Origin of the sequence: Saccharothrix tamanrassetensis (assembly GCF_014203665.1) — a bacterium.
Classification (GTDB): domain Bacteria; phylum Actinomycetota; class Actinomycetes; order Mycobacteriales; family Pseudonocardiaceae; genus Actinosynnema; species Actinosynnema tamanrassetense.
The window spans coordinates 107,264-132,420 of the sequence record NZ_JACHJN010000005.1 but is presented as its reverse complement, the minus strand read 5'-3'; the positions used below and the strand labels follow the sequence as shown (position 1 = coordinate 132,420).

The following is a 25,157-nucleotide window of genomic DNA, read 5'->3' as shown; positions in this document are numbered from 1 at the left end:
CGTCCGACCCGAACGACCATGGCCACCGCCAGGCGTCCGGCCCGCGTGACCATGACCACCGCTAGCGTCCAGCCCGCCCGACCAGGACCGCAGCCAGGCACCCGAGGCGTCGAACTTGGCCTTGCCCTTGGCTCGAGCGCCTGCTGCGCCGCGACTGGGGGGCCGTGCGCATTTGCTTCGCCGGGAGTGCCGCGCTCCTTTTTCCGGCAACGAAATGCGTATCTGGATAGTGCCCGAACTCCCTGCCATTCGCCCGATCCAGCGATCAAGGCTGAGGAGCGACCAGGCCGATCGTCGCCCGGTGCTCAGCTTAGGACGGTGGGCCGGTCTGCGACCGACGGGCGAAGTCGGGGTGCTGATCTATGCTACTGGGTTCCGGTCTCCGCGCTCCCTGATCCGGCCTCCGCACCACCCGGTCCAGCCTCCGCACCACCCGGTCCGGCCTCCGCACCACCCGGTCCAGCCTCGGGTCTGGCCTCCGCGAGGATCGGTTGGGCGACGGCGAAAGCGCGGTTCGCGGCCGGGACGCCTGCGTAGATCGCCACCTGCAGCAGGACTTCCTTGATCTCCTCGCGACTCAGCCCGTTGCGCAGCGCGGCGCGCACGTGCATCGCCAGCTCACCCTCGTGCCCGAGCGTCGCGAGCATCGCCAGCGTGATGCAGGACCGCGTCCGCCGATCCAACCCCGGACGGGTCCAGATGGTGCCCCACGCGTAGCGGGTGATCAGTTCCTGGAAGTCGGCGGTGAACTCGTCGGTCCGCGCCACGGCCCGGTCCACGTGCTCGTCGCCCAGCACTTCCCGCCGGACCTTCATCCCCTCGTCGTAATCGCTCATCACAGGTGCTCGTCCAAGATCACGGAAACGGCGTCGACCGCTTCGACGTTGGCCAGGTGCGCGGCGTCCCCGACGATGAACAGTTCCGAGTCGGGGATCGCCTCGGCGATCGTCCGCAGGCACTCCGGCGGTGTCGCCTCGTCCTGCGCGCCGGCGATCACGGCGGTGGGCGCTTCGATCGCGGACAGGACCGACCGCAGGTCCAGCGCCGCCAGGGCGTCACAGCACCCGGCGTAACTTTCATCGTCCACAGAGGACAGCACAGCCTCGAACGCCGCGACGGTCTCGGGCGACCGGGAACGGAACGACGGTGTGAACCATCGGCTCACGACCTGCGCGGCGATCGACGCCGTTCCCGACCGCCGCACGGTTGCCGCGCGGTCGAGCCACGGCTGTGCGGTGGCGTAAGTGGCCGCCGTGCAACAAAGAACGAGTCGGTCGATGCGTTCGGGGGCGTGTCCCGCGAGCCACATGCCCACCATGGCTCCCATCGACACCCCGCAGTACGACACCCGCGTCAACCCCAGGCTGTCCAACAGCTCCAGCACGTCGTCGCCCAGGTCGTCGATCCGGTAAGGACCCGGCGCCGCCGGACTGCCGCCGTGGCCGCGGTGGTCGTAGCGCAGCACGCGGAACCTCTTGTGCAGCACCGGCAATTGCGGTTCCCACAGTGCCGTGGTCGTGCCCAGGGAGTTGCCGAGCACGACGACCGGCGCGTCTTCCGGTCCGCTCAACTCGTAGTGCAGCTTCATCTGTCGGCCTTCCCCCGGTGCGCCGCCAGCGCCCGGTCCACGAACTCGCACGCGCTGCCGATGTACCCGGCCGGGTCCAGCGCCTCGTCGATCTCCTGTTCCGACAGGTCGATCCGCAGGTCCGCCCGCAGCGCGTCGCGCAGCGACCGGCCGGACAGCACCGCGACCCGGCACACCTCGGCCACCAGGTCCTGCGCCTCGGTGCGGCCGATCCGGGCGGCCAGCCGCACCGCCACGTTCTCCGCCATCAGCAGCCCGCCGGTCAGCTCCAGGTTCCGCCGCATCCGCTCCGGGTCGACGCGCAGCCGGGACAGCAGCTCGCGCAGGCCGTGCACGGCACCGCCGACCAGCCGCAGCAGCTCGGTCACCGTCGGCCACTCGCTGTGCCACGCGCCGACCGCCCGCTCGTGCTCCTGCGCCATCGCCGCCAGCGCCGTCGACACCAGCCCCGGCACCCGTCGCGTGCACGCCGTCACCAGCACCGCGCGCACCGGGTTGTGCTTGTGCGGCATGGCCGACGACGTGCCGCCCTCGGCTTCGGCGACCTCCGCCACCTCGGTCTGCGCGAGCAGCACCACGTCCTGGGAGATCTTCGCCAGCACCCCGGACGCCACGCCGAGCGCGCCCGCCAGTTCGGCGATCCTGGTCCGGTCGGTGTGCCACGGGATGAGGGGTGCGACCAGGCCGAGCTGCGCGGCCAGCTGGTCGGTCAGGCCGGGGTCGTCGACCGCCGCGAGGGTGCCCGCCGCACCGCCGAACTGCACCGCCAGCCGCTGCGTGCGCACCCGTTCCAGCGCGTCGGTCGCCTCGTCCACCGCCACCAGCCAGCCGGCGCACTTCAGCCCGAACGTGGTGGGCAGCGCGTGCTGCGCCAGCGTCCGGCCGGCGATCAGCGTCTGCCGGTGCTGCCGGGCCAGCCGTTCGCACTCGCCCGCCACGCCGCGCAGCCCGTCCAGGATCGGGCCCAGCGCGCGGTGCGCCACCAGGGACATCGCGGTGTCCAGCACGTCCTGGCTGGTCGCCCCGTTGTGCACGGCGGTGCGGCCCTCGGCCGTCACGTGCGCGCCGATCGCCCGCACCAGCGGCACCACGGGGGTGCCGGAGGTCAGCGCGCCCTCGCCGAGTTCGGCCGGGTCGTAGCGGCCGACGTCGATCGCGGTCACCACCATCCTGGCCGCCTCCTCGGACACGATGCCCGCCCTGGCCTGGACGATGGCGAGCGCGCGTTCGAAGTCCAGCATGGCCCGCACCCAGGCCCGGTCGGAGATCTCGGTTTCCACGGCCGGGTCGGTGAACAGCCCTCCGAACAGCTCAGACGTCGAAGAAGACGGTTTCATGCTCCCCTTGCAGGCAGATGTCGAAGTGGTAGCCGAACGGGGCGCTCGCGGCGATGAGCGTGTTGCGCGCGGCCGGGTCGTCGATCGAGTTCAGCACCGGGTCGTGCGCGTTGGCCTCCTCGTCGGGGAAGTAGATCCGGGTGACCAGCCGGATGAGCATCCCCCGGCAGAACACGGACACGTTGAGGTGGGGCGCCTCCCATCCGCCGTCGCCGGTCGGCAGCGGACCGGGCTTCACGGTCAGCACACCGTAGCGGCCCTCGACGTCGGTGGCGCTGCGGCCGAATCCCCGGAAGTCCTTCCGGGGCACCGCGCCGCGCGGGTCGTCGGGGTGGTCGAACCGGCCGTCCGGGTCGGCCTGCCAGGTCTCCACGATCGCGTCCGGGATCGGGTCGCCGTTGCCGTCGAGCACCCGGCCCTCGACGCGGAACGCGCCGGGCGTGCTCTCCGGCACCACCAGCCAACCGTCCTCCCAGGGCAGACCGATCGCGAAGAACGGGCCGACGGTCTGCGACGGGGTGGTCTGCAGCTGGTTCGTCGTCTCAGTCATCGTCGTCGTCCTCGTCTTCCAGCGGCGTGGGGTTCTTGCCCCGCAGCACGATGTCCCACTGGTAGCCGAGCGCCCACTCCGGAACGGTGCTGTCCAGGTCGAACCGGGCGATCATCGCTTCGCGGGCCTTCGGGTCGCGCACCGAGTTGAAGATCGGGTCCTGGAAGAACAGCGGGTCGCCGGGGAAGTACATCTGGGTGATCAGCCGCTGCGTGAACGCGGTGCCGAACAGCGAGAAGTGGATGTGCGCGGGACGCCACGCGTTGTCGTGGTTGCGCCACGGGTAGGCGCCGGGCTGGATCGTGGTGAACGAGTAGCGCCCTTCGGCGTCGGTGAGGGTGCGGCCGACGCCGGTGAAGTTCGGGTCCAGCGGCGCGGGGTGCCGGTCGCCGGCGTGCCGGTAGCGGCCGGCCGCGTTGGCCTGCCACACCTCCAGCAGGGTGCCCGCGACGGGCCTGCCGTCGCCGTCCAGCACCCGGCCGGACACGATGATCCGCTGGCCCTGGGGTTCGCCGTCGTGCCCGACGGTGAGGTCGTGGTCGTCCGGGCCGACCCGGCCCTCGCCGAGCAGCGGGCCGGTGATCTCACCGAGCCGCTGCGGGAGCAGGGTCAGCGGCCGGTGCGGGGACCTGGCCCGGTTGGACACGTAGTCCGGCCAGTGCACGGGCGGCTGCGAGCCGGTGTCCCGCCGGTAGTGCGGCGTGGTCGTGTCGAGTGGCACCGCGCCCTCCTGATTCGTCCGCCGAGGGAATTGTTCAGCCGGTAGAGCCGGTCGGCGGGACGAGCCCACCGCCGGGTGCCGGCAAACCTAGGTTGGACCATTCGGGCGAGCAATGCCCGGTTCCACTGACCGGAAGTAAACCCCTGCCTCTTGAACCGGGTGTGGTTCCCGACCGAACTGCCCAGTGTCTGCACGCTCGGTCTGCACGCTCGCGCACCGGGGTGAAGAGATCGAGCACGTCCACATCGCTCACCAGTCGCCGCACCACCCGTTCGGGTGGCGGCGCCGGCGGCAATCGGTGCCGGCGCACTTGCCGCCGGGCTGGTCGGCCCGACCCACGGCGGAAATCCCCACGTCGCAGGAACGACCGTCCGAAGTGGATGGTCATGCGGTGCAAGAGTGCGCGGCGGGTACCGGGACGACCGGATCGGGTGGCGCGAGATGACCGCCGTCGGCGACGGCGTGGCCCTGGTCGACCCGTCCGTGCCGGGCGCGAGCGTGAGCGGCGAACTGCGGATGTATCGGAGGACCTGCTCGCGGATCCGCTGGACGTCCGGTCGGTGACGTTGCGGGTCCGTCCGGGCAGCGGTGAAGCCGTCGCCGGCACTCCCCTGACCGGCGACGGCCCGTCGCCGCCGAGCGCGGCGACCGGGGAGTCCACCTCGTTCGCGGGCGGCCGGGACCTGACGCCGCCGCCCGGGGCGACGGCGGTGCTGCGCTGCCGGGTGCCGGCAGTGCTGCACCGGCCGGGCCTGGTCAGCGGGCTGCCGGCGCTCGTGGTCGGTCTCAGCCAGACCCAGCGGTCGCTGCCGGTCTAGGGTGGGATTTCCCCCACTCGGCCATCCACCGCCCGTAGAGGACGCACCGCATGTCCGAACCGTCCCGCACGGCCCCGATCCGCGTGCTCCTCGTGGAGGACCACGACATGGTCGCCGAGGCGATCGGGCTGGCGCTCCAGCGGACGGGCGACGTGCGGGTGGTGGCCACCGCGAGATCGGTGGCGCAGGCGATGGACGCGGCCGGGCGGCACCGCCCCGACGTGGTGCTGCTGGACCGGCGGCTGCCCGACGGCGACGGGATCGCCGCGATCGCCGGGCTGCGCGAGCTGGGCGCGCAGGTCCTGGTGCTGACCGGCGAGGCGACCTCGTCCATCGCCGCCCGCGTGGTGGCCGTGGGCGGCGCGGGGCTGGTGCTCAAGTCGTCCGGGCTGGAGCAGCTGGTCGACGCCGTGCGGCGGGTCGCGGAGGGCGAGGCCGTGTTCGACGGGTCGCTGCTCGCGGGCGTGCTCAACCGGCTCACCGGGCGGGTGCCGGCCACCGGCGCGTCGCTCACCGAGCGGGAGCGGCAGACGCTGTCCCTGCTGGCCGACGGCGCGAGCACGGACGAGATCGGCCGCCGGCTGGGCGTCGCGCGCAACACCGTGCGCAACCACGTGCAGCGGGTGCTGGACAAGCTGGGCGCCCGGTCGAAGCTCGAGGCGGTGTCGATCGCCCGTCGTGAGGGCCTGGTCGACTAGTGCAGCTGCACCAGCCGGCTTGACCAGGGTGCGTCTCGCGGTGGCCGGTGGGCTGGGGCACAGTGCCGACGTGGATGCCGCGGCGGCTGCTCTGGTGGCCGAACACAGCTCACCGGGCGGTTCCGGCAGTGCCGGTCTGGCTCGTGAGTTCACCCGCAGAACGCTGCTGGCGTGGGGCTACCTGGGCACGCACGAAGACGTGGTGCTGGCCGTCTCGGAGCTGGTCGCCAACGCCAACCGGCACGCGCTGGGCCCGTCGACGCTCCGGTTGGCAGGCTGCGCGGAACGGGTGCGGGTAGAGGTGTCCGACCGCAGTCCGCGGTGGCCTTCCATCCGACCCGGCGGCACGGACGGCGGGTGGGGGCTGCCGCTCATCGACCGGCTGGCCCGGCGCTGGGGCGTGGCCGCGCGCGGTGACGGCAAGGTCGTGTGGTGCGAGCTGGACTAGCCGCGCCCGGTGCGCGGATGGTGCACAGTGGCCCCATGCCGAACCCGCCGCGCCGCCGACCGGTCGACCGGATGCCGGAATCGGCCTTCCAACTGCTGGTGGAGGGCGTGGTCGACTACGCCATCTTCATGCTCGACCCGGACGGCCACGTGGCCAGCTGGAACAGCGGCGCGGAGCGCATCAAGGGCTACCGGGCCGACGACATCCTCGGCAGGCACTTCTCCACGTTCTACCCGCCGGAGGACATCGCGGCCGGCAAACCGGACCGCGAGCTGGAGATCGCCATCGCCGAGGGGCGGCTGGAGGACGAGGGGTGGCGGCTGCGCAAGGACGGGAGCCGGTTCTGGGCCAACGTGGTGATCACCGCCCTGTTCGACGCCACCGGCGACCTGCGCGGCTTCGGCAAGGTCACCCGCGACATGACCGAGCGGCGGCGGGCCGAGCAGGCCCTGCTGGAACGGCGCCGGCTGGTCCACCACCTGGTGGAGGCGCAGGAGCTGGAACGCCGGCGGATCGCCTGGGACGTGCACGACGACTCCATCCAGTCGATGGTCGCCGTGGGGATGCGGCTGCAGCTGCTGGCGGACCGGGTGCCCGAGGAGCACGTGGCCACCGTGACCAGGCTCGACCAGGCGGTGCGCAGCGCGGTCGAACGCCTGCGGATGCTGGTGTTCCGGCTGCGCCCGCCGGAGATCGACCGGAACGGCCTGGTGGCCGCGCTGGAGGAGTACCTCGGCGACGTCGCGCCGATGTGGGACCTGGCGCACGCCGTGCGGGACGAACTGGAGCGCGAACCGCCGGTCGACACCGCGATCACCATCTTCCGCATCTGCCAGGAAGCGCTGACGAACGTGCACAAGCACGCGCGGGCGACCGCGGTGGAGATCACCCTGTCCACGGTGGACCGCGGAACGCTGGTGGTGATCGCGGACGACGGCATCGGCATCAGCCTGACCCGCGACCACCAGGCGGGGCTGGAGCACTTCGGCATGATCGAGATGCGCGAACGCGCCGAGACCGCCGGCGGTTGGTGGACGCTCGGCATCCGGCCCGAAGGGGGCACGGCGGTCCGGTTCTGGCTGCCCACCACGTCGGACACCGCATGACCCGGGTGCTCATCTGCGACGACGACATCATGATCGGCGAGGCGCTGCACGACGTGCTGACCGCCGAGTCCGACCTGGCGGTGGTGGCGATCGCGCACACCGCGTCCGACGCGATCGACCTCGCCGAACGGCACCTGCCCGACATCGTGGTGCTGGACGTCCGGATGCCCGGCGGCGGTGGCATCCGGGTGGCCCGCGAACTGCGCGACCGCTGCCCGACGACGCGCGTCGTGGCGTTCTCCGCGTACGCCGACCCGGCGACGGTCGCCGAGATGCGCCGCGCCGGTGTCACCGAGTACCTGGTGAAGGGCGTGCCGAACACCGACATCGTGGCCACCGTCCGCCGCTTGGCGCGAGGACCGTTCGGGAAGTTGTAACCGCTCGCACCGTCCCGTAGCGTCAGGTGCCGCAGCCAGCCACGGCGTCGGGAGTGCCGGCATGGAGCAGCCGCTGATCACCGTCAGGACCTCGTGGCACGGCGACGTGCTGCTGGTGGCCGTCAGCGGGGAGATCGACCTGGACACCGCGCCCCGGGTCAGGTCCGCCCTGCGAACCACCACCGCCGTCGTCCTGGACCTGCGCGAAGTGACGTTCTTCGGCTCCACCGGCATCCAACTGCTGCTGGACGCCCACCACGACATCCGCGACCTCGCCGTGGTCGCCTCCAGCCGTACGGTGCTGCGCGCGCTGGAGGTGACCGACCTGGCGCGGTACCTGCCGCTGTGCCCGTCGCCGGACGCGGCCTTCGACCACGTCCGGCGGACTGCCCGGACCTGCCCCGGCTAACCGTCGAACCGACCCCTGCGCACCGCCGCCAGCAACGCGGCGACCGACCGGGCACCCCGGAAGGCCAACCGCGGCCCGTCCGGATTCTTCGAATCACGCACCGCCGCGAGCCCACCGGCCACTTCGACGCACGAGTCGGTGTTCGTGCTACGGCTGGACTTCCGCCATTCGGTCATTCGGCCTCCTCGATTCGGTCGATCTCACGAGCGATCAGCCCGATGGTCTCGCTCGGGCTCAGCGCGACGCCCCGCATCTGCTCCACTGCTTCCCGGTACGCCATGACGTCTGCCTTGTCCTGGTAGAACAATCCACTCAAGCGGTTCTCGACGTGTACCACGCTCATCGCCTCGGTGTCGATGACGAGGAATTCACCTTCCAGGCCCGGATGCCATTCCGTCGATTCCGGAATGGCTTGGATCGTGATGTTCGGCCATTCCGCCAACTTGCCCAGGTGCTTCAACTGCTCCGCCATCACGGCCGGCCCGCCGATGTTGCTCCGCATGGCGGGCACGCCGATGAACCCGTGAACTGCACCGGGTTGTCCCGCATGAGGACATCCCTCCGCCCGAGGCGGGTCGCCACGCGGATCTCGACCTCCTCGTGCGGCACACGACCGCTGCGCATGATCGCCCGCGTGTAGCCGCGAACCGGCGGCTCACTGAGGACGGGACGGCCCGCCGGCCCGATCACGCGTCCCCCGGCGGGCCGTCAGTCCTGCTCCAACCCCAGGTAGAACGCGATCAGCCGCAGCAGGTGCTCGGTGTCCACGGGCTTGGTCACGTAGTCCGTGGCCCCCGAGGCCAGGCTCTTCTCCCGGTCGCCCTTCATCGCCTTGGCCGTCACCGCGATCACCGGCAGGTCCTCGTAGCGCGCCATCGCCCGGATCGCCGCCATGGTCGCGTTGCCGTCCAACTCCGGCATCATGATGTCCATCAGCACCAGCGACACGTCGTCGTACTGCTCCAGCGCCCGGACCCCGGTGATGCCGTTGTCCGCGTAGATGACCTCCAGCCCGTGCAGCTCCAGCACGCTGGTCAGCGCGAACACGTTGCGCAGGTCGTCGTCCACGATCAGCACCTTCTCGCCGTGGAACCGCATCGGCGCGGGTGGCAGTTCGGCCGGGGCGTCGGCGGGCAGGCCGGGCGCCGCGGCGGGCGTCAGCAGCTCCGGCACCTCGGCTTCGGCCGGCATCAGGCCCTGGTCGCTCAACGGCAGGTACAGCGTGAACGTCGACCCCTCGCCCGGCTCGCTGCGCACGTCCAGCCGCCCGTCCAGCAGCGCGGCCAGCTCACGGCTGATCGACAGCCCCAGGCCGGTGCCGCCGTACTTGCGCGAGGTGGTGCCGTCGGCCTGCTGGAACGCCTCGAAGATCACCGACAGCTTCTCCGCCGGGATGCCGATGCCGGTGTCCTGCACGTCGAACGCCACCGCGCCGTCTTCCAGCCGGATGCGCAGCCGGATCTCACCGTCATGGGTGAACTTCACCGCGTTGGACAGCAGGTTGCGCAGGATCTGCTGCAACCGGTGCTCGTCGGTGTGCAGCGTGGACGGCACGTCCGGGTCCACCGTGACGTCGAAGTCCAGGCCCTTCTCCGCGGCCAGCGGCAGGGTCAGCGCCTCCACGTAGCCGACCACGTCGGACACCCGCACCGGGTCGGTCTGCACCTGCATGTGGCCGGACTCGACCTTGGTCAGGTCCAGGATGTCGTCGATGAGCTGCAACAGGTCGGTGCCCGACGAGTGGATCGTCCTGGCGAACTCGACCTGCTTCGGGTTGAGGTTGCCGTCCAGGTTGTCGGCCAGCAGCTTCGCCAGGATCAGCAGCGAGTTCAACGGCGTGCGCAGCTCGTGCGACATGTTCGCCATGAACTCCGACTTGTACTTCGACGCCGACGAGAGCTGCCGCGCCCGCGCCTCCAGCTCCACCGAACCGGCCCGCAGCTCCTCGGTGAGCCGCTGCGACTCCACCAGCAGGCTGTCCGTGCGGGCGTTGGCGAGCATGGTGTTCACGTTGACGCCGATGTTCTCCTTCAACTGGTCCAGCAGGTCCAGGTGCACCTCGGTGAACTCGCTGAACGACCCCAGCTCGATCACGCCCAGCGCCTCGCCCTGGAACACGATCGGCAGGATCACCAGGTTCAGCGGCGGCGCGGCCCCCAGCCCGGACCCGATCTCCAGGTAGCCCGGCGGCACGTCGGTGACCAGCGCGGTCTTCTTCTCCACCGCCACCTGGCCGATCAGCGACTCGCCGCGGGCGAACCGGGTCGGCCTGCCGCGGCGCGGCTGGTAGGCGTAGGTGGCGGTCAGCTCCAGCGCGTCCGAGTCGCCGTCCACCAGGAAGAACGCGCCGTGCTGCGCGGACACCAGCGGGGTCAGCTCGCTCATCACCAGCGACGCCATGGCGTGCAGGTCGCGGTGGCCCTGCATCAGGCCGGACAGCCGGGCCAGGTTGGTCTTGAGCCAGTCCTGCTCCTGGTTGGCCCGGGTCGACTCGCGCAGGTTGCCGATCATCCGGTTGACGTTGTCCTTGAGCTCGGCGACCTCGCCGGACGCGTCCACGGTGATCTGCCGGGTCAGGTCGCCGGCGGTGACCGCGGTGGCCACGACGGCGATCGCGCGCACCTGGCGGGTGAGGTTCCCGGCCAGCTCGTTGACGTTCTCGGTGAGCCGCTTCCAGGTTCCCGAGACACCCTCCACCTCGGCCTGGCCGCCGAGCTTGCCCTCCGTGCCGACCTCGCGCGCGACCCGGGTGACCTCGTCGGCGAACGAGGAGAGCTGGTCGACCATGGTGTTGATGGTGGTCTTGAGCTCCAGGATCTCGCCGCGCGCGTCCACGTCGATCTTCTTCGACAGGTCGCCGCGCGCGACCGCCGTGGTCACCTGGGCGATGTTGCGCACCTGGTTGGTCAGGTTGTTCGCCATGAAGTTGACGTTCTCGGTGAGGTCCTTCCAGGTGCCCGCCACGTTCGGCACCCGCGCCTGGCCGCCGAGGATGCCCTCGGTGCCGACCTCGCGGGACACCCGGGTCACCTCGTCGGCGAACGCCCGCAGCGTGTCCACCATCCCGTTGATGGTGTCGGCCAGCGCGGCGATCTCGCCCTTGGCCTCGACGGTGATCTTCTTGGACAGGTCGCCGCCCGCGACCGCCGTCGCCACCGCCGCGATGCTGCGGACCTGGGTGGACAGGTTGTCCGCCATGACGTTGACGTTGTCGGTGAGGTCCTTCCACGTGCCCGCGACACCCGGCACCCGCGCCTGGCCGCCGAGCCGGCCGTCCGTGCCGACCTCGCGCGCCACCCGCGTCACCTCGTCGGCGAAGCCGGACAGCTGGTCCACCATCGTGTTGATGGTCGACTTCAGCTCCAGGATCTCGCCGCGCGCGTCCACGGTGATCTTCTGCGACAGGTCGCCGCCCGCGACCGCCGTGGTCACCTGGGCGATGTTGCGCACCTGGGCGGTGAGGTTGTTGGCCATGAAGTTCACCGAGTCGGTGAGGTCGCGCCACGTGCCGCCGACGCCCGGCACCTGCGCCTGACCACCCAACCGGCCGTCCGTACCCACCTCACGGGCGACCCGCGTCACCTCGTCGGCGAACGACGACAACTGGTCCACCATCGTGTTGACGGTGTCCTTCAACTCCAGGATCTCGCCCCGCGCGTTCACCGTGATCTTCTGCGACAGGTCGCCCCGCGCGACCGCCGTCGCGACCTGCGCGATGTTGCGGACCTGCGAAGTCAGGTTGCCCGCCATGAAGTTCACCGAGTCCGTCAGGTCGCGCCACGTCCCCGCGACCCCCGGCACCTGCGCCTGACCACCCAGCCGACCGTCGCTGCCGACCTCACGGGCCACGCGCGTCACCTCGGCCGCGAACGACGACAACTGGTCCACCATCGTGTTGATCGTGGTCTTGAGCTGGAGGATCTCGCCGCGCGCGTCCACGTCGATCTTCTGGGACAGGTCGCCCTGCGCGACCGCCGTGGTGACCTGGGCGATGTTGCGGACCTGCGAGGTCAGGTTTCCCGCCATGAAGTTCACCGAGTCGGTGAGGTCGCGCCACGTCCCCGCGACGCCGGGCACCTGCGCCTGACCACCCAACCGACCGTCCGTGCCCACCTCGCGGGCGACCCGGGTCACCTCGTCGGCGAAGGACGAGAGCTGGTCCACCATCGTGTTGATGGTGTCCTTGAGCTCCAGGATCTCGCCGCGCGCGTCGACCGTGATCTTCTGCGACAGGTCGCCCTGCGCCACCGCCGTCGCCACCTGGGCGATGTTGCGGACCTGCGAAGTCAGGTTGTTCGCCATGAAGTTGACGTTGTCGGTCAGGTCGCGCCACGTGCCGCCGACGCCGGGCACCTGCGCCTGACCACCCAACCGACCGTCCGTACCCACCTCGCGGGCGACCCGCGTCACCTCGTCGGCGAACGACGAGAGCTGGTCCACCATCGTGTTGACGGTGTCCTTCAGCTCCAGCATCTCGCCCGCCACCGTGACGGTGATCTTCTGCGACAGGTCGCCCTGCGCCACCGCCGTCGCCACCTGCGCGATGTCGCGGACCTGCGCGGTCAGGTTGTCGGACATGAAGTTCACCGAGTCGGTGAGGTCCTTCCAGGTGCCCGCCACGCCCGGCACGATCGCCTTGCCGCCCAGCCGGCCGTCCGTGCCCACCTCGCGCGCCACCCGGGTCACCTCGCCCGCGAACGTGCGCAGCGTCTCGGTCATCGAGTTGAAGCTCTCCACCAGCGTCGCGACCTCGCCGCGCCCGGTGGTGGTGATCTCCTGCGACAGGTCGCCCTCGGCCACCGCCGCGAGCACCCGGCTCAGCTCGGTGGTCGGCCGGGTCAGGTCGTCGATCAGGCCGTTGACCGCCTCGGCCGCCATCGCCCAGCCCTGCGGGCCCGCGCCGGGCGCGAGCCGTTCGCCGAGCCTGCCCTCCTGGCCCACCACCTGGCGCACCCGCACCAGCTCGCCGACCAGCCACTGGTTGCGCTCCGCGATCTCGTTGAACACCTCGGCGAGTTCGCCTGCCGGACCCTGCGGCACCACGAGACGGCGGCGGAAGTTGCCGTCCCGCATCTCCCGCATCGCGGTCAGCAGCCGGGCCAGGGTCACGTCCGTGTCGTCCTGGGCGGTCGTCACGTGGGCCTCCAACGTCAGCGGATCTGCGCCAAGCCTGCCACTGTTGGACCAGGCGTGTCCGCTAGGTTGGTCACGACCCGACACACAGGAGCCGAAATGGCCCAGGGCTACCGGCAAGGCGCCGAAGCGGGCCTCGACCTCGATGCGTGGCGCCGCCTCGTCGACGGCTTCCACGAAGCCGTGGTCGTGCTCGACCCCGGCGGTGTCGTGCGTCTGGTCAACCCGCTCGCGGCGGTGCTGTTCCCCCAGGCCAGACCGGGTTCGCGGGCCACCGTGGAGGGCCGCTCGCAGGACCTGGGCGGCGGCTGGACCGCGTGGTACCGGGGCGCGGAGGACTTCCTGGAGAACGCCTCCCGCCAACTGTCCGCGCTCACCGACCGCGCCGAGACGCTGCGCACCGTGGTGGAACTGGCCCCGGCACCGCACCCGGTGCTGGTCGTACCCGGTGGCCGGGGCCGGCTGGAGTGGTGGCGGCGGGGCGCCGACGGCGAGGTCACGGCCGCCCGCACACCCCGGCAGGCCGCGCACACCGCCCCCGGACTACCCGACGTCCTGGACGGCACCGCCCGACACGCCGAGATCACCCGCCTGGGTGATGGAGCGTGGGGTGGCGCGACCGGCGTGGGCACGGCGGTGGCGCTGAACGGCGGCGGCGCGCTGGTGAGCTTCGGCGGGACGCGGGACGTCGAACTGCTCACCCGGTTCGCCGAACGGGCCGCCGCGGCGCTGGACGTGAGCACCCGGTTCGGCGAGCACGAGCGCACCGTGGAGGCGCTGCGCGCGAACCTGCTGCCCAGCCCGCTGCCCACCGTCCCCGGCGTACGGCTGGCCAGGGTGTACGAACCCGCGCACCGCCGTGCCCTGATCGGCGGCGACTTCTACGACGTGCACCCGCGCGAGGACGGCAGCGCCGCGTTCGTGCTCGGCGACGTGGCCGGCAACGGGCTGGAGGCCGCCGTGCACTCCGGCCGCGTCCGGCAGAGCCTGCACACCCTGCTGCTGGTCGAACAGCGCCCCGCGCAGCTGCTGCGCCTGCTCAACTCCGCCCTGCGCGCCGCCGGCAGCCGGCTGTTCACCACGCTGGTGGTCGGCAACCTGGTCCCCGTCCAGGCGGGCGGGCTGCGCGTGACGCTGTCCGCCGGCGGCCACCCCGCGCCACTCGTGCTGCGGTCCGACGGGCGGGTGGACGAGGTGGCGGTGCACGGCGGGATCGTCGGCGTGCTGCCCGAAGTCCGCTTCCAGCAGACCACCGTGGCGCTGGGACCGGGGGAAACCCTGCTGCTCTACAGCGACGGCGTGACCGAGGCCCGCGCCCACGGCGACCGGCAGAACCTGTTCGGCGACACCCGGCTCAAGGCTTCGCTGGCGGAGTGCGCCGGCCTGCCCGCCGAAGCGGTGGCCGAACACCTGCGGCGGGTGGTCTTCTCGTGGATGGGCAGCGCCGAGCACGACGACCTGACGGTGCTGGTCGTGCAGGCGGAGCAGTGACCAGGCCCTCAGGCCGTCGCCTCGTCCACCGAATCGTGGATGTGCATCACTTCGATCAGCTCGGTGAGCCGGAACAGCTTGTGCACCGACGGCTGCAACGACGCCATCCGGAACTGGCCGCCCGCGCCGTCGAGCCGCCGATGCCAGTCCAGCATCAGGGAAAGCCCGGTGGTGTCCATGAACGGCACACCGCTCAGGTCCAGGACCACCAGCCGGGCGCCCGGCGTCTCCTCGAGGTGGTCGGACAGCACGGGCACGGTGTCCGCGTCCAGCTCGCCCGACACCGCGACGACCGTCCAGCCGCCGCGGACCTCACTGCGCACCTGCAAGTCCATCGCGTCGCGCCTCTCCGCCCGGCGGGTGCCGTGCCGCTACAGATCGTGCAGCAAGGCGCTCCAGGACGCGACCACTGGGTGGGTCAAGGGACGGGATGTGCGACGATGCGGTAACGGCCGATCAACGGGAGCGGATTGTGCGCAACGAGCCAGCGACGCCGGTGGCCGTGACGCTGCCCGCAACCGCCGGTGCGTCCGCGCAGGCCCGACGCATTGTCGGAGAAGCGGTGGCGACATGGGGGGTGTCCCCCGACGTGGCCGAGGACGCGGCGCTGGTGGTGACGGAGCTGGTGTCGAACGCGGTGGACCACGCCACCGGGCCTCTGGAGCTGACGGTGTCCAGAACGGTGCAGGGCATCCGCATCGACGTGGCGGACCAGTCCCCCGCCATGCCGCAGCCGAGACCCGTGCAGGTCGACTCGGCGCGCGGGCGCGGTTTGATCATCGTGGCGGCGCTGAGCCGCGACTGGGGCACCACCCCCACCACCCGCGGCAAGACCGTCTGGGCGGAGTTGGCGTAACCGCACCACGCCCGGGACGACCCCCCGGACGTCGCACGTCGGGCTGTCACGAGGTGGACCCCGACCGGACGGGTCCGGTCGGGGTCGCTCACCGGGGACTCCGCCTGTGCCCGGCTAGGAGACCGCCATCCCTTGTGCGCCCCACCGGGTGACGGTGAGGGTGAAGGTGGTGGTCCCGCTCCGGCCGTCCGCCGAAGTCGCCTCGACGGTGATCGGGTACGTCCCGGGCGGGGCCTGGAAGCCGGTGCTCAGGAACACGTCGCTGCTGCCGCCCTGGGCGATGGTGCGCGGCTCGAACCGCACCCGGGTGCCCGCCGGGTTGCCGGACGCCGACAGGGTCAGGCTGCCGGTGCCGCCCGAGGCCGTGACGGAGAACCGGGCGAGGAAGCCCTGCTGCACCGACGCCGAACCCGGATCCGCCTTCACCGACACGTCGCCGCCGGGCGGTGTCCCGTTCTCCACGGTCAGCGACAGCGTGGTGGTGGCGGTCCTGCCACCGGCCCCGGTGCCCGTGACGGTCACGTCGTACGTCCCGCCGGGTGTGGTGGCGGCCGTCTCCACGGTCAGCTTCGCGTTCGAACCGGTCTGGTTGGACGTCGGCTGGAACACCGCCTTGGCACCGCTGGGCAGCCCGGACGCCGACAACGTCACCGACTCGGGACCACCGGCGCCGGCCACCGACGTGACCGTGGTCGACGCGGACCCGCCCGCCGTCACCTTCAGGCTGCTCGGCGACGCGCCCAGGGTGAAGTCGGACTGCGGCGTGCCGACCTCCTGCTTCACCCAGTCGCCCATGTCGTTGGTCAGCCGGCCGTACACGCTGTACCACCTGAAGTCGCTGCGGCTCCAGGAAGCGACGCCGACGATCTTGCCGTCCACGATCAGCGGCCCGCCGCTGTCACCGGGCAGGATGGTGGTGCGGCCGTCGGCGTACCCGGCGCAGATCATCGTGGCGGACTTGAAGCCCGCGCCGACGCCCCGGCACACCGAGTCGCCGTCGACGATCGGCAGGGTCGCCTTGTCCAGCGTCACGTCCCGCTGGTCGTCGCCGAAGTCCTTCTTGCCGTAGCCGAACCCGAGCCCCTCTTCGCCCGGCGCGGCCAGCTCGGAGTCGGCGGAGGTGGCGAACTGCGCGTACCGGCCGCCGCGCACGGGGATGTCGTCGGCCACGGTGACCACCGCGACGTCGTAGCCCTGGTCGAAGTCGACGTACTTCGGGTGCTTCTCGAACCGGACCACCTTGGTGCGGAAACCGCCGCCCGCGTTGAGGTCGTCCAGGCCGTACACGAAGCCCTTCTCGCCCCGGGCGTCGGCGCAGTGCGCCGCGATCAGGATCTTGCGGGGCGCGACGACCGAACCGGTGCAGCTCTGCCCCCGGGGACGGCGTCCACCATGGCGGACGCCCGCGACGATCGCGGGGAACTCGTCCACGGTCGCGCTCTGGCCGTTGTGGAACAGGCCGCCCTCGTCCGATCGGGTGGGCACCGTGTCGCCCTCGAAGTTCGCGGCAGGGGTGTCGCCCGGCGAGGCGGCGCCGCTCAGGGGGAGCAGCGGTAGCAGCACGGCCGCCGCGACGAGGGCCACGAGGCCCCTGGGACGTGGTCGTTTCACTGTGCTTCCCTTCCAGGCGGACAGCCGCCTCAGCACGGGGTGAAGCGGCACGCCCACTGTCGGGCGGCACCGGAACGGGAACGATCAGGGACGTGATCCGCAGGGGTACGGCACTTATTCGTGGGTATCCCCCTGCCTGGGAGACCACGACCGAGGAGGAAACCGTGTCCAGCACGGAAGCCGGTCCGGTGACCGGGACCAAGGACAAGGACTACAACATCATCTGGTTCGTCGAGGCGTGCCTGAGCAACGCGCTGCGCCTGGAGACCTACATCGCCGACGCGGAACGGGAAGGCGACACCCAGCTCGCCGACTTCTTCCGCCGGGCGCAGGGTGAGAGCCGGAAGGGCGCCGAGCAGGGCAAGGAGCTGCTGGCCGCCCGACTCAAGTAGCCGACCGGGAAGGCCGCCCCTCACCGGGCGGCCTTCCCCCGACGCGCGCGACAACGGGGGCCGTCCGGTGGACGGCCCCCGTTGCGCTCGACGGCGCAACCGCGATTCGCGCGGCCCTACCGCCCCGCCGTCGACACCCTGCCGCGGCACCTGTCGACCTGCGGCACCCGATGACCCGCTGCGGTCTCGACGACCTGCTGCGGCACCCGGTGTCCTGCTGCGGAACCCGACGGCCTGCTCTGGCACCCCTCACCTACCGCCGCACTCGACGGCCACCGCCGGTCCGCCGGCTCACCGCTGCTGGTCGCCCAGGTCGCGCAGGCCTTCCTTGGCCTTCTCGGTGCCCTGGCCGATGTGCTCGGAGTGCTGCCCGCCGGTCTTGTCGTCGACGAACTGCCCCGCCCGGTCGACGCCCTGCTCCGCCTTGTCGCCGTGCTGCCCCAGCGCGTCCTTGGCCTTGTCCTTCAGCTCGTCGAACTTGTCGCCGATGCCCATCTGAACACCCTCCTGACGCGGAGCCTCCCGTGTGGACACTCCGGGCCGGGGGTACCCGGTATGGCGTCGATCGACTCGGACTCACCCGAACGTGCGACGGTTCTTTTCACTCGCCGCAGACGCGGCACCACCACTCGGCCATCCGGACCCTCTCTCGGCGCGTCCGTGTCCACCGATGCCGGCAGCGAGCGTTGCCGGGCCGCATCGGCCGGTGCGGACACCACTTGTAGCGGCTTCCGGTGACGACGGTGGCCACTACCCTCGCGAACAGGGCTACCGACCCCCGGAAGGAGCACCGTGACCGACGTGCAGCTCGCGGGACTGGCGGCGGAGTACTTCCAGGACCACCTCGAAACCGACCCGTTCGCCGCCACCATGTACGGCGTGCCCGGCCACGACGGCGAGGTGCCCGACCCGAGCCGCGACGCCGACCGGCGCCGGCTCGCCCGGCTGGAGGGCTTCCGGCGCCGGCTCGACGCGATCGACCCGACCGGCCTGACCGGCCAGGACACCGTGACGCACGCGATGCTCGGCCGCCTGCTGCGGGACAACCACGCGGAGCTGGCGAGCGGGTTCGGCTCGGGCACCGCCGAGATCGCGGTGTCCGCGAGCCTGGTGGGCGTGCAGAACCAGGTGTTCTCCACCGTGCCGACCGTTGCGTTGACCGACGCGGCGGGCACCGAGGCCTACCTGCGGCGGTTGCGGGGCCTGAGCGGGTACTTCGACGCGGCGGGCGCGCGGTACCGGGAGGCGGTCGCGGACGGCCGGTTCCCCACCGCGTCCGGCGCGCGGCAGACCGTGCAGCAGCTGCGCGGCTACCTGGCGTCGGACCTGGCGGGCGACCCCTTCCTGCGGCCCGTGACCGGCGCGGACGCCGAACGCGTGGCCGCCGTGGTGCGATCGACCGTCCGGCCGGCGCTGGCCCGGTTGGCGGACACGGTGTCCGAACTGCTGCCCGTGGGACGGGACGACGACCACGTGGGCATCTGCCACGTGCCCGGCGGTGAGGCGGCGTACACCGCGGCCGTGCGGGCGCACACCACGACGGAGCTGAGCCCCGCGCAGATCCACGAGATCGGCCTGACCAAGCTCGCCGAGGTGCACGAGGAGTTCGTCCGGCTCGGCGACAAGGTGCTCGGCACCTCGGAGTTGCCGGAAATCCTGCGCCGGCTGCGCGACGACGAGCGGCTGCGCTTCGACAACGCCGACGAGATCGTGGCGTGCGCGGTCGCCGCCCTGGAACGCGCGGAGGTCGCGCTGCCCCAGTGGTTCCACCGCTACGAGATCGCACGGTGCGTGGTCGAGCCGATGCACCCGGCGGAAGCCGAGGGCTCCGTGCTGGCGTACTACCGGCCGCCCGCAGACGACGGTTCGCGGCCCGGTGCGCACGTCGTGAACACCCACCTGCCCCGGTCGCGGCCCCGGTTCGAGTACGAGGCGCTGTCGTTCCACGAAAGCGTGCCGGGACACCACTTGCAGGTCGCGCTGGCCCAGTCGTTGACCGACATCCCGGACTTCCGCCGGTTCACCTACGTGACGGCGCACGCCGAGGGCTGGGGCCTCTACACCGAGCGGCTGGCCGACGAGATGGGCCTGTACACCGACGACTTGGCCCGGATGGGGATGCTGTCGTTCGACGCGTGGCGGGCGTGCCGCCTGGTCGTGGACACCGGGATGCACCACTTCGGCTGGTCCCGCGACCGCGCGCGGTCGTTCCTGCGCGACAACTCGGCGGGGACGGAGACCAACGTGCGCAACGAGATCGACCGCTACATCGCGTGGCCGGGCCAGGCGACGGCCTACCTGCTGGGCCGGCTGCACATCGAGGACCTGCGGGCCAGGGCGACCCGGGAACTCGGCAACCGCTTCGACGTCAAGGACTTCCACCACCAGGTGCTGGCCAACGGCGCGGTACCGCTGGAGACCCTGACCGACATCGTCGACCGCTGGATCGCGGGCTGACCTCGAGCTTTCCGATCCCGGTGCGAACCGCGCCGCAAAGTGCTCACTCGGTGAGCACTTTGCGGCGCAGGATGGCTCTCACCTACGGATCCGGGAGTGCACATGGAGACCCTTGACGGCGCGGGCGTCATCGACTTCGCCGACGCCGCCCACTGGGAGGACTGGCTGGCCGTCCACCACGACCGCTCGGGCGGTGTGTGGCTGAAGATCGCCAAGAAGAACTCCGGGCGGTCATCGGTCACGTTGCCGGAAGCCCTGGACGTCGCGCTGTGCTACGGCTGGATCGACAGCCAACGCAAGCGGTACGACGAGCACCACTACCTCCAGCGGTACTCGCCCCGCCGGGCGACCGGTTCGTGGTCGCAGGTCAACGTCGACAAGGTGGAGGCGCTGATCGCCGCCGGCCGCATGCGCGCACCGGGCCACGCCGCGATCGAGGCCGCCCGGGCCGACGGCCGGTGGGCGGCGGCCTACCAGCCCCAGCGCACCGCCGCCGTCCCGCCCGACCTGGCGGACGCGCTGGCCGCGGACGCCGGGGCTCGGGAGCACTTCGACCGCCTGGACCGGACCGGCCGGTACGCCCTGCTGCTGAGGCTGATGAAGGCGAAGACGCCGGCCACCCGGACCGCGCGGCTGCAACGGATCGTCGCGTCCCTGACCGCACCCGGCGGGCAGTGAGCCTTGCCCCGCCGGCCTCCGCGCAACGGCGTCCCGACCCGCTGCACCGAGGCGCGCTGGAACGTGCCGTCCGGTCCGTGTGCGGGCGGACTGCGCCGCCCGGTTGACGCGTTCGCAGATCCGCCGAATGTCGTTCGCCCCCGCTTTTCCGAGCTGCCAGGATGTCCGCCATGTCCACCAGCCCCGGCGGTGTCGCCGACTTGATCGAACGCGTTCGCCAGGGCGAGCACGTGGAGTTCGTGTTCTTCTGGGGGCCGCAGCCGGAACAGGACGGCGTCGGCCCGCAATGCCTCAGCCAGTGGTCGCCCGACCGGTTCACCGCGGACGGTCGCGACTTCGCCACGGCGGAGCACTACATGATGTGGCGCAAGGCCGTGCTGTTCGGCGACGAGGCGACCGCCGAGGAGATCCTGCGGGCGGCACACCCCCGCCGCGCCAGGGATCTGGGGCGCGCGGTGCGCGGGTTCGACCACGCCCGCTGGGAGGCCTGTCGGTACGACGTCGTGGTGGCGGGCAATGTCGCGAAGTTCGGGCAGCACCCCGAGCTGCGCCGTTTCCTGCTCGGCACGGGCGACCGCGTCCTGGTGGAGGCCAGCCCGCTCGACACCATCTGGGGCATCGGCCTGGCCGCCGCCGATCCCCGCGCGCAGGACCCCGCGCGGTGGCGGGGGCTGAACCTGCTGGGGTTCGCCTTGGCCGACGTGCGCAGCGAGTTGTCCAAGGCGGAACGCACGACCTAAGGCGGGGGGTCGGCGGTGGCGCGCACATCCTCACCGCCACCTGTGCGAGTGACCGCCGAAAGCCGCCGGAGAATAGCCCGTAGTTTATTCAGGCAGGCCGTCGTAGCTATAGGTAGTGAGTTCTCTTGCGATAAGTAGGGGCATCCGCAGACCAGCCGACGGTCAAGCACAGCCACGCTCCACCTGCGCGTTCATCGTTTATTGCGAGTCTTGCCGAGCAATCCTTGTTCCCCCTCACTTCGACTCGTACGGTTTGTCGGCAGAGCCCGACAAACACTGCCCACAGGCACGTGACGGGCTCGCTCACCCTGCGAAGTGAGGATTTCGGCAACCCATGAGAAAATCAACGATACAAGCGGTCGCCTGCGCGATCGCCGCTTCGGGAATGATCGCGTACTCCGCGACACCGGCCACGTCCGCCCCGGCGGCGCAGCCACCGGTCGCCATCGTGAACGCCGACTCGGCGGACGCGGTGCCCGGCCGCTACATCGTCGTGTTCAAGAGCCAGGGGCAGGGCGCCCAGGCGGTCGGCGCCGCGGCGGTGTCGATGGCGCGGCAGTACGGCGGGCAGATCCGGCACACCTACGGTGCGGTCCTGGACGGGTACTCGGTGGCGATGTCCGCCGACGAGGCCGCCGAGGTCGCGAGTGACCCGAAGGTGCAGTACGTCCAGCAGGTCACGCGGATGGTCGCCACCGACACCCAGACCAACCCGCCGAACTGGGGTGACGACCGGATCGACCAGCGGGACCTGCCGCTGAACGGCGCTTACACCTACCCGGCCGGTCCCGGCCAGGGCGCACGGGTCTACGTCATGGACTCCGGGCTCAACGCTAGCCACACCGACTTCTCCGGGCGGGTCGCGGCCGGGTTCGACGCGGTCGACAACGACTCGACGCCGCAGGACTGCCACGGGCACGGCACGCACGTCGCGGGCACGGCCGCGGGCACCTCGTACGGCGTGGCGAAGAAGGCGACGATCGTCGCGGTGCGGGTGCTGGACTGCTCCGGCAGCGCCACCGACGACGACCTGATCGCCGGGATGAACTGGGTCAGGAACAACGCGGTGAAGCCGGCCGTCGTGAACTACAGCATCGGGTGCCGGCAGCGGTGCACCAACCAGACCATCGACAACGCGGTGAAGTCGGTGATCGACAGCGGTGTGCAGTGGGTGCAGGCGGCGGGCAACTCCACCGACGACTCCTGCTACTACAGCCCGCAGCGGCTGCCCGAGGCGATCACGGTCGGCAACAGCACGCGGACCGACACCCGCCGCAGCGACAGCAACTGGGGCACCTGCCTGGACATCTGGGCGCCCGGTGACAACATCGTGTCGGCGTCGCACAGCAGCAACACCGGCAGCGCGACCATGTCCGGCACGTCGATGGCCTCGCCGCACGTGGCGGGCGCGGCGGCGCTGTACCTGGCGCAGAACCCCTCGGCCACGCCCGCGCAGGTGCGCAGCGCGCTGGTCACCAACGGCACCACCGGCAAGCTGTCCGGCATCAACACCGGTTCGCCGAACGTGCTGCTGTACACCGCTTTCCTCAACAACGTCCAGCCCGGCGAGGTGACGGTCGCCAACCCCGGCAACCGCACCGCCACCGTGGGCCAACCGTTCGCGATGGACAACAGCGCGTCCGGCGGCTCCGCGCCGTACACGTGGTCGGCCACCGGTCTGCCGGCCGGCCTGGCCATCGACTCGTCCACCGGCCGCATCTCCGGCACCCCGACCGTCGAGACCACCGCGAACGTCACCGTGACCGCCCGCGACAAAGCCGACAAGACGGGTTCGGCGACGTTCACCATCACGGTGTCCAAGACCGGCGGCGGTTGTCCGCCCGTCACCAACGGCACGGACTACGCAATCTATGACGGGTACACCAGCCAGAGCTCCGTCACGGTCTCCGGCTGCGCCGGCAATGCCTCGTCCACCGCGACGGTCGCGGTGAACATCGTGCACACCTACGTCGGGGACCTGGTCGTCTCCCTGGTCGCCCCGGACGGCAGCGCCTACGTGCTGCACAACCGGGCGGGCGGCAGCGCGGACAACATCAACCGCACCTACACGGTCAACCTGTCCGGCGAAGCGCGCAACGGCACCTGGCGGCTGCGCGTGCAGGACGTCGAGGTCAACGACACCGGGAAGATCGACTCCTGGACCTTGACGGTCTGACCGCAGGGTGGAGGCGCCCGGCGAGTCCCCCTCGTCGGGCGCTTCCGCTTCCAGCCGAGCCGTGCCCGGCCTGCCCGACGACACCCGCGCTCGTGCGGGGCCTCCCGGCGACGGCAGGCTCACCGCGCGGCACGGTGTATCGGGGCTTGAAAGATCTGTCCCACGGCAGAGGCGTGCGACAGCCCGCGGCCGTCAGCCTCACGGCATGCGAAAACCGATCACGATCACGGCTGCCGTGCTGAGCCTGCTGACGGCGACCGCCACGCCCGCGTCCGCCGGTCAGCGCTGGCAGGACTGCGGCGACGGCATCCGGTGCACGAACGTGACCGTGCCGGCCGACTGGGCGCGACCGGCCGGCCCGAAGACCACGTTGCGGCTGGCCAAGTTGCCCGCCCGGCAGCACAAGCAGGGCACGGTGTTCGTCAACCTCGGCGGACCGGGCGAGCAGATCGCCTACCTGCCCCACGTCAAGGACGCGCTGGCGGACCTGGCCGCGTCGTTCGACGTGGTGCTCGCCGACCCGCGCGGGTTCGGTGGGAGCAGTGGGATCACCTGCCCGGTGCCGTCGCCGCAGCGCGCCGAGTACGTGTTCGACGACCAGGAGACCTTCGACCGCTACCGGGCGGAGAACCACACGTTCGGCACGCGGTGCACCGAGGCGGCCGGTCCACTCGCGGGGAACCTGAACTCCTGGCAGGTCGCACGGGACATGGACGCCATGCGGGCGGCGTTGGGCGAGCGGAAGCTGAACTACTACGGCAACTCCTACGGGACGGTGTTCGGTCAGGCCTACGCCGAGTTCTTCCCGGACCGCGTCGGCCGCTTCTACCTGGACAGCGTCTTCGACCACACCAACCGGTCCCTGGTCGACTGGGTGGGTGCGAAGGCCTCCGCGGACGAGCGGAACCTGCACCGGATGGCCGAGTGGTGCTCCGGCGACGCGCAGTGCGCGTTGCACGGCCGGGACGTGCTGCGGGTCTGGACCGAAGTGCTGGCCCGCGCACCGATCCCGGCGTCGTCCGGCGGCACGGTGAGCGCGGCCCGGATCGTGGCCCGTTCGTTCGGGGACGACCGCGTCGAGTGGGTGGAACTGGCCCGTTCGCTGGCCGAGGCGCACGCCGGCGACGCGAGCCGGTTCACGGTGGACGTGGGCGCCCGCGATCCGGACCTGTCCCGCATCATGCTGTGCGCGGACTTCCGCTACCCCACGCGGTACCAGGACCTCAAGGCGCTGGAGACGCAGGTCCGCCAGGTCGCGCCGCTGATCGGGTGGCGTCAGGTCTGGATCACCGCCAACCACTGCGCGGGGCTGCCGAGGACGACCATGTTCGCGCAGCACCCGTTCCGGGCCGCTGTGCCCGCGCTGGTGGTCAACGGCGACCACGACGCGGTGACGCCGCCCGCGCACGGTCGGAGGGTGGCCGCGCAGCTCATCGGATCGCGTTATCTCCAGGTGCCGTCCGGGCACGCGGTCTACTGGCGCGGCAACGCCTGCGTGCGCGGGCACGTGCACCGCTACTTCGCGACCGGTGTTCTCCCGGCGGCGGGAACCGTCTGTCCGGGAGACTGAC

At 71.4% G+C, this 25,157-nt stretch carries 24 protein-coding genes and 2 pseudogenes; 15 read left to right on the top strand and 11 right to left on the bottom strand.

Going from position 1 to position 25,157, the window contains the following annotated elements; genetic code table 11:
- Nucleotides 1–458: 458 nt before the first annotated feature.
- The 5 genes and pseudogenes from pcaC to pcaH all read right to left on the bottom strand — a co-directional run.
- Nucleotides 459–836 (bottom strand): annotated as a pseudogene (gene pcaC, locus FHS29_RS17065) (4-carboxymuconolactone decarboxylase); the annotation flags it as partial.
- The gene (pcaD, locus tag FHS29_RS17060) at nt 836–1,588 is read right to left on the bottom strand and encodes a 3-oxoadipate enol-lactonase (protein ID WP_184691659.1); all 753 of its coding nucleotides are present in this window, start codon (nt 1,586–1,588) and stop codon (nt 836–838) included. The pseudogene pcaC and the gene pcaD, both read right to left, overlap by 1 nt.
- A complete protein-coding gene (gene pcaB, locus FHS29_RS17055) occupies nt 1,585–2,925 on the bottom strand; it encodes a 3-carboxy-cis,cis-muconate cycloisomerase (RefSeq protein ID WP_184691658.1) in 1,341 nt (446 codons plus the stop codon). The genes pcaD and pcaB overlap by 4 nt, the downstream gene beginning before the upstream one ends.
- The gene (gene pcaG, locus FHS29_RS17050) at nt 2,900–3,475 is read right to left on the bottom strand and encodes a protocatechuate 3,4-dioxygenase subunit alpha (protein ID WP_184691657.1); all 576 of its coding nucleotides are present in this window, start codon (nt 3,473–3,475) and stop codon (nt 2,900–2,902) included. The genes pcaB and pcaG overlap by 26 nt, the downstream gene beginning before the upstream one ends.
- A complete protein-coding gene (pcaH, locus tag FHS29_RS17045; RefSeq protein ID WP_184691656.1) occupies nt 3,468–4,196 on the bottom strand; it encodes a protocatechuate 3,4-dioxygenase subunit beta in 729 nt (242 codons plus the stop codon). Before pcaH ends, pcaG begins: the two co-directional genes overlap by 8 nt.
- 399 nt (nt 4,197–4,595) lie before the next feature.
- On the opposite strand from pcaH, the gene FHS29_RS17040 reads away from it, so the two are divergent.
- The 7 genes from FHS29_RS17040 to FHS29_RS17010 all read left to right on the top strand — a co-directional run bounded on the left by FHS29_RS17040 (nt 4,596) and on the right by FHS29_RS17010 (nt 8,052).
- Nucleotides 4,596–4,760: a hypothetical protein gene (locus FHS29_RS17040; protein WP_184691655.1), complete on the top strand. Its 165-nt coding sequence runs from the start codon at nt 4,596–4,598 to the stop codon at nt 4,758–4,760.
- Nucleotides 4,757–5,014, top strand: a complete 258-nt coding sequence (locus FHS29_RS17035; protein ID WP_184691654.1) for a hypothetical protein — start codon at nt 4,757–4,759, stop codon at nt 5,012–5,014. The genes FHS29_RS17040 and FHS29_RS17035 overlap by 4 nt, the downstream gene beginning before the upstream one ends.
- 50 nt (nt 5,015–5,064) lie before the next feature.
- Complete coding sequence (locus FHS29_RS17030) at nt 5,065–5,712, top strand: response regulator transcription factor (protein ID WP_184691653.1); 648 nt, start codon at nt 5,065–5,067, stop codon at nt 5,710–5,712.
- 28 nt (nt 5,713–5,740) lie between these two features.
- Nucleotides 5,741–6,160 (top strand): ATP-binding protein, encoded by a 420-nt coding sequence (locus FHS29_RS17025; RefSeq protein WP_376774448.1) that lies wholly within the window; start codon nt 5,741–5,743, stop codon nt 6,158–6,160.
- Between the two features lie 35 nt (nt 6,161–6,195).
- Nucleotides 6,196–7,266, top strand: a complete 1,071-nt coding sequence (locus FHS29_RS17020; protein WP_184691651.1) for a PAS domain-containing sensor histidine kinase — start codon at nt 6,196–6,198, stop codon at nt 7,264–7,266.
- Nucleotides 7,263–7,643 (top strand): response regulator, encoded by a 381-nt coding sequence (locus FHS29_RS17015; protein ID WP_184691650.1) that lies wholly within the window; start codon nt 7,263–7,265, stop codon nt 7,641–7,643. Before FHS29_RS17020 ends, FHS29_RS17015 begins: the two co-directional genes overlap by 4 nt.
- Nucleotides 7,644–7,704: 61 nt before the next feature.
- The gene (locus FHS29_RS17010) at nt 7,705–8,052 is read left to right on the top strand and encodes an STAS domain-containing protein (protein WP_184691649.1); all 348 of its coding nucleotides are present in this window, start codon (nt 7,705–7,707) and stop codon (nt 8,050–8,052) included.
- Here the strand turns inward: FHS29_RS17010 and FHS29_RS17005 are convergent.
- From FHS29_RS17005 to FHS29_RS16995, 3 genes and pseudogenes are all read right to left on the bottom strand, one after another.
- Nucleotides 8,049–8,228, bottom strand: a complete 180-nt coding sequence (locus FHS29_RS17005) for a DUF397 domain-containing protein (protein WP_184691648.1) — start codon at nt 8,226–8,228, stop codon at nt 8,049–8,051. The two genes, FHS29_RS17010 and FHS29_RS17005, sit on opposite strands and share 4 nt — an antisense overlap.
- A pseudogene (locus tag FHS29_RS17000) lies at nt 8,225–8,676 on the bottom strand (DUF5753 domain-containing protein). Before FHS29_RS17000 ends, FHS29_RS17005 begins: the two are co-directional and overlap by 4 nt.
- An 84-nt stretch (nt 8,677–8,760) precedes the next feature.
- Complete coding sequence (locus FHS29_RS16995) at nt 8,761–13,188, bottom strand: hybrid sensor histidine kinase/response regulator (RefSeq protein ID WP_376774439.1); 4,428 nt, start codon at nt 13,186–13,188, stop codon at nt 8,761–8,763.
- Nucleotides 13,189–13,284: 96 nt separating this feature from the next.
- Between FHS29_RS16995 and FHS29_RS16990 the strand changes: the two genes are divergently transcribed.
- Nucleotides 13,285–14,676, top strand: a complete 1,392-nt coding sequence (locus FHS29_RS16990; RefSeq protein WP_184691646.1) for a PP2C family protein-serine/threonine phosphatase — start codon at nt 13,285–13,287, stop codon at nt 14,674–14,676.
- Nucleotides 14,677–14,684: 8 nt separating this feature from the next.
- Here the strand turns inward: FHS29_RS16990 and FHS29_RS16985 are convergent, their stop codons facing one another.
- Nucleotides 14,685–15,011 (bottom strand): STAS domain-containing protein, encoded by a 327-nt coding sequence (locus FHS29_RS16985; protein WP_184691645.1) that lies wholly within the window; start codon nt 15,009–15,011, stop codon nt 14,685–14,687.
- Between the two features lie 95 nt (nt 15,012–15,106).
- Here FHS29_RS16985 and FHS29_RS16980 point away from each other — a divergent pair, with 95 nt between their 5' ends.
- Complete coding sequence (locus FHS29_RS16980; protein ID WP_221456187.1) at nt 15,107–15,532, top strand: ATP-binding protein; 426 nt, start codon at nt 15,107–15,109, stop codon at nt 15,530–15,532.
- Nucleotides 15,533–15,646: 114 nt separating this feature from the next.
- Here the strand turns inward: FHS29_RS16980 and FHS29_RS16975 are convergent, their stop codons facing one another.
- A complete protein-coding gene (locus FHS29_RS16975) occupies nt 15,647–17,143 on the bottom strand; it encodes a trypsin-like serine protease (RefSeq protein ID WP_184691643.1) in 1,497 nt (498 codons plus the stop codon).
- A 164-nt stretch (nt 17,144–17,307) separates the two neighbouring features.
- On the opposite strand from FHS29_RS16975, the gene FHS29_RS16970 reads away from it, so the two are divergent.
- Nucleotides 17,308–17,535 carry a hypothetical protein gene (locus tag FHS29_RS16970; protein ID WP_184691642.1) on the top strand — a complete coding sequence of 76 codons (228 nt, stop codon included), beginning with the start codon at nt 17,308–17,310 and terminating at the stop codon, nt 17,533–17,535.
- Nucleotides 17,536–17,826: 291 nt separating this feature from the next.
- On the opposite strand, the gene FHS29_RS16965 is transcribed toward FHS29_RS16970, so the two are convergent.
- On the bottom strand, nt 17,827–18,030 hold the full coding sequence (locus FHS29_RS16965; protein WP_184691641.1) for an antitoxin: 204 nt from the start codon (nt 18,028–18,030) through the stop codon (nt 17,827–17,829).
- Nucleotides 18,031–18,327: 297 nt separating this feature from the next.
- On the opposite strand from FHS29_RS16965, the gene FHS29_RS16960 reads away from it, so the two are divergent.
- From FHS29_RS16960 to FHS29_RS16940, 5 genes are all read left to right on the top strand, one after another.
- Nucleotides 18,328–19,992: a DUF885 domain-containing protein gene (locus FHS29_RS16960; protein ID WP_184691640.1), complete on the top strand. Its 1,665-nt coding sequence runs from the start codon at nt 18,328–18,330 to the stop codon at nt 19,990–19,992.
- A 102-nt stretch (nt 19,993–20,094) separates the two neighbouring features.
- The gene (locus FHS29_RS16955; protein WP_184691639.1) at nt 20,095–20,670 is read left to right on the top strand and encodes a YdeI/OmpD-associated family protein; all 576 of its coding nucleotides are present in this window, start codon (nt 20,095–20,097) and stop codon (nt 20,668–20,670) included.
- 170 nt (nt 20,671–20,840) lie between these two features.
- Nucleotides 20,841–21,410: a riboflavin biosynthesis intermediates N-glycosidase gene (gene ybiA / locus FHS29_RS16950; protein ID WP_184691638.1), complete on the top strand. Its 570-nt coding sequence runs from the start codon at nt 20,841–20,843 to the stop codon at nt 21,408–21,410.
- A gap of 334 nt (nt 21,411–21,744) precedes the next feature.
- Entirely contained in the window at nt 21,745–23,586 is a 1,842-nt protein-coding gene (locus FHS29_RS16945) for a S8 family peptidase (protein ID WP_184691637.1), read from the top strand.
- Nucleotides 23,587–23,791: 205 nt separating this feature from the next.
- Complete coding sequence (locus FHS29_RS16940) at nt 23,792–25,156, top strand: alpha/beta hydrolase (protein WP_184691636.1); 1,365 nt, start codon at nt 23,792–23,794, stop codon at nt 25,154–25,156.
- Nucleotide 25,157: the final 1 nt, after the last annotated feature.

Excerpts from the sequence above, each read along its gene's own strand:
- pcaD (WP_184691659.1), bottom strand. The coding sequence starts at position 1,588 with ATGAAGCTGCACTACGAGTTGAGCGGACCGGAAGACGCGCCGGTCGTC.
- FHS29_RS17015 (WP_184691650.1), top strand. The coding sequence starts at position 7,263 with ATGACCCGGGTGCTCATCTGCGACGACGACATCATGATCGGCGAGGCG.
- FHS29_RS17005 (WP_184691648.1), bottom strand. The coding sequence starts at position 8,228 with ATGACCGAATGGCGGAAGTCCAGCCGTAGCACGAACACCGACTCGTGC.
- pcaB (WP_184691658.1), bottom strand. The coding sequence starts at position 2,925 with ATGAAACCGTCTTCTTCGACGTCTGAGCTGTTCGGAGGGCTGTTCACC.
- pcaG (WP_184691657.1), bottom strand. The coding sequence starts at position 3,475 with ATGACTGAGACGACGAACCAGCTGCAGACCACCCCGTCGCAGACCGTC.
- FHS29_RS16955 (WP_184691639.1), top strand. The coding sequence starts at position 20,095 with ATGGAGACCCTTGACGGCGCGGGCGTCATCGACTTCGCCGACGCCGCC.
- FHS29_RS17010 (WP_184691649.1), top strand. The coding sequence starts at position 7,705 with ATGGAGCAGCCGCTGATCACCGTCAGGACCTCGTGGCACGGCGACGTG.
- FHS29_RS17020 (WP_184691651.1), top strand. The coding sequence starts at position 6,196 with ATGCCGAACCCGCCGCGCCGCCGACCGGTCGACCGGATGCCGGAATCG.
- FHS29_RS17030 (WP_184691653.1), top strand. The coding sequence starts at position 5,065 with ATGTCCGAACCGTCCCGCACGGCCCCGATCCGCGTGCTCCTCGTGGAG.
- FHS29_RS16940 (WP_184691636.1), top strand. The coding sequence starts at position 23,792 with ATGCGAAAACCGATCACGATCACGGCTGCCGTGCTGAGCCTGCTGACG.
- FHS29_RS16990 (WP_184691646.1), top strand. The coding sequence starts at position 13,285 with ATGGCCCAGGGCTACCGGCAAGGCGCCGAAGCGGGCCTCGACCTCGAT.
- FHS29_RS16965 (WP_184691641.1), bottom strand. The coding sequence starts at position 18,030 with ATGGGCATCGGCGACAAGTTCGACGAGCTGAAGGACAAGGCCAAGGAC.
- FHS29_RS16945 (WP_184691637.1), top strand. The coding sequence starts at position 21,745 with ATGAGAAAATCAACGATACAAGCGGTCGCCTGCGCGATCGCCGCTTCG.
- FHS29_RS16980 (WP_221456187.1), top strand. The coding sequence starts at position 15,107 with ATGTGCGACGATGCGGTAACGGCCGATCAACGGGAGCGGATTGTGCGC.
- FHS29_RS16985 (WP_184691645.1), bottom strand. The coding sequence starts at position 15,011 with ATGGACTTGCAGGTGCGCAGTGAGGTCCGCGGCGGCTGGACGGTCGTC.
- ybiA (WP_184691638.1), top strand. The coding sequence starts at position 20,841 with ATGTCCACCAGCCCCGGCGGTGTCGCCGACTTGATCGAACGCGTTCGC.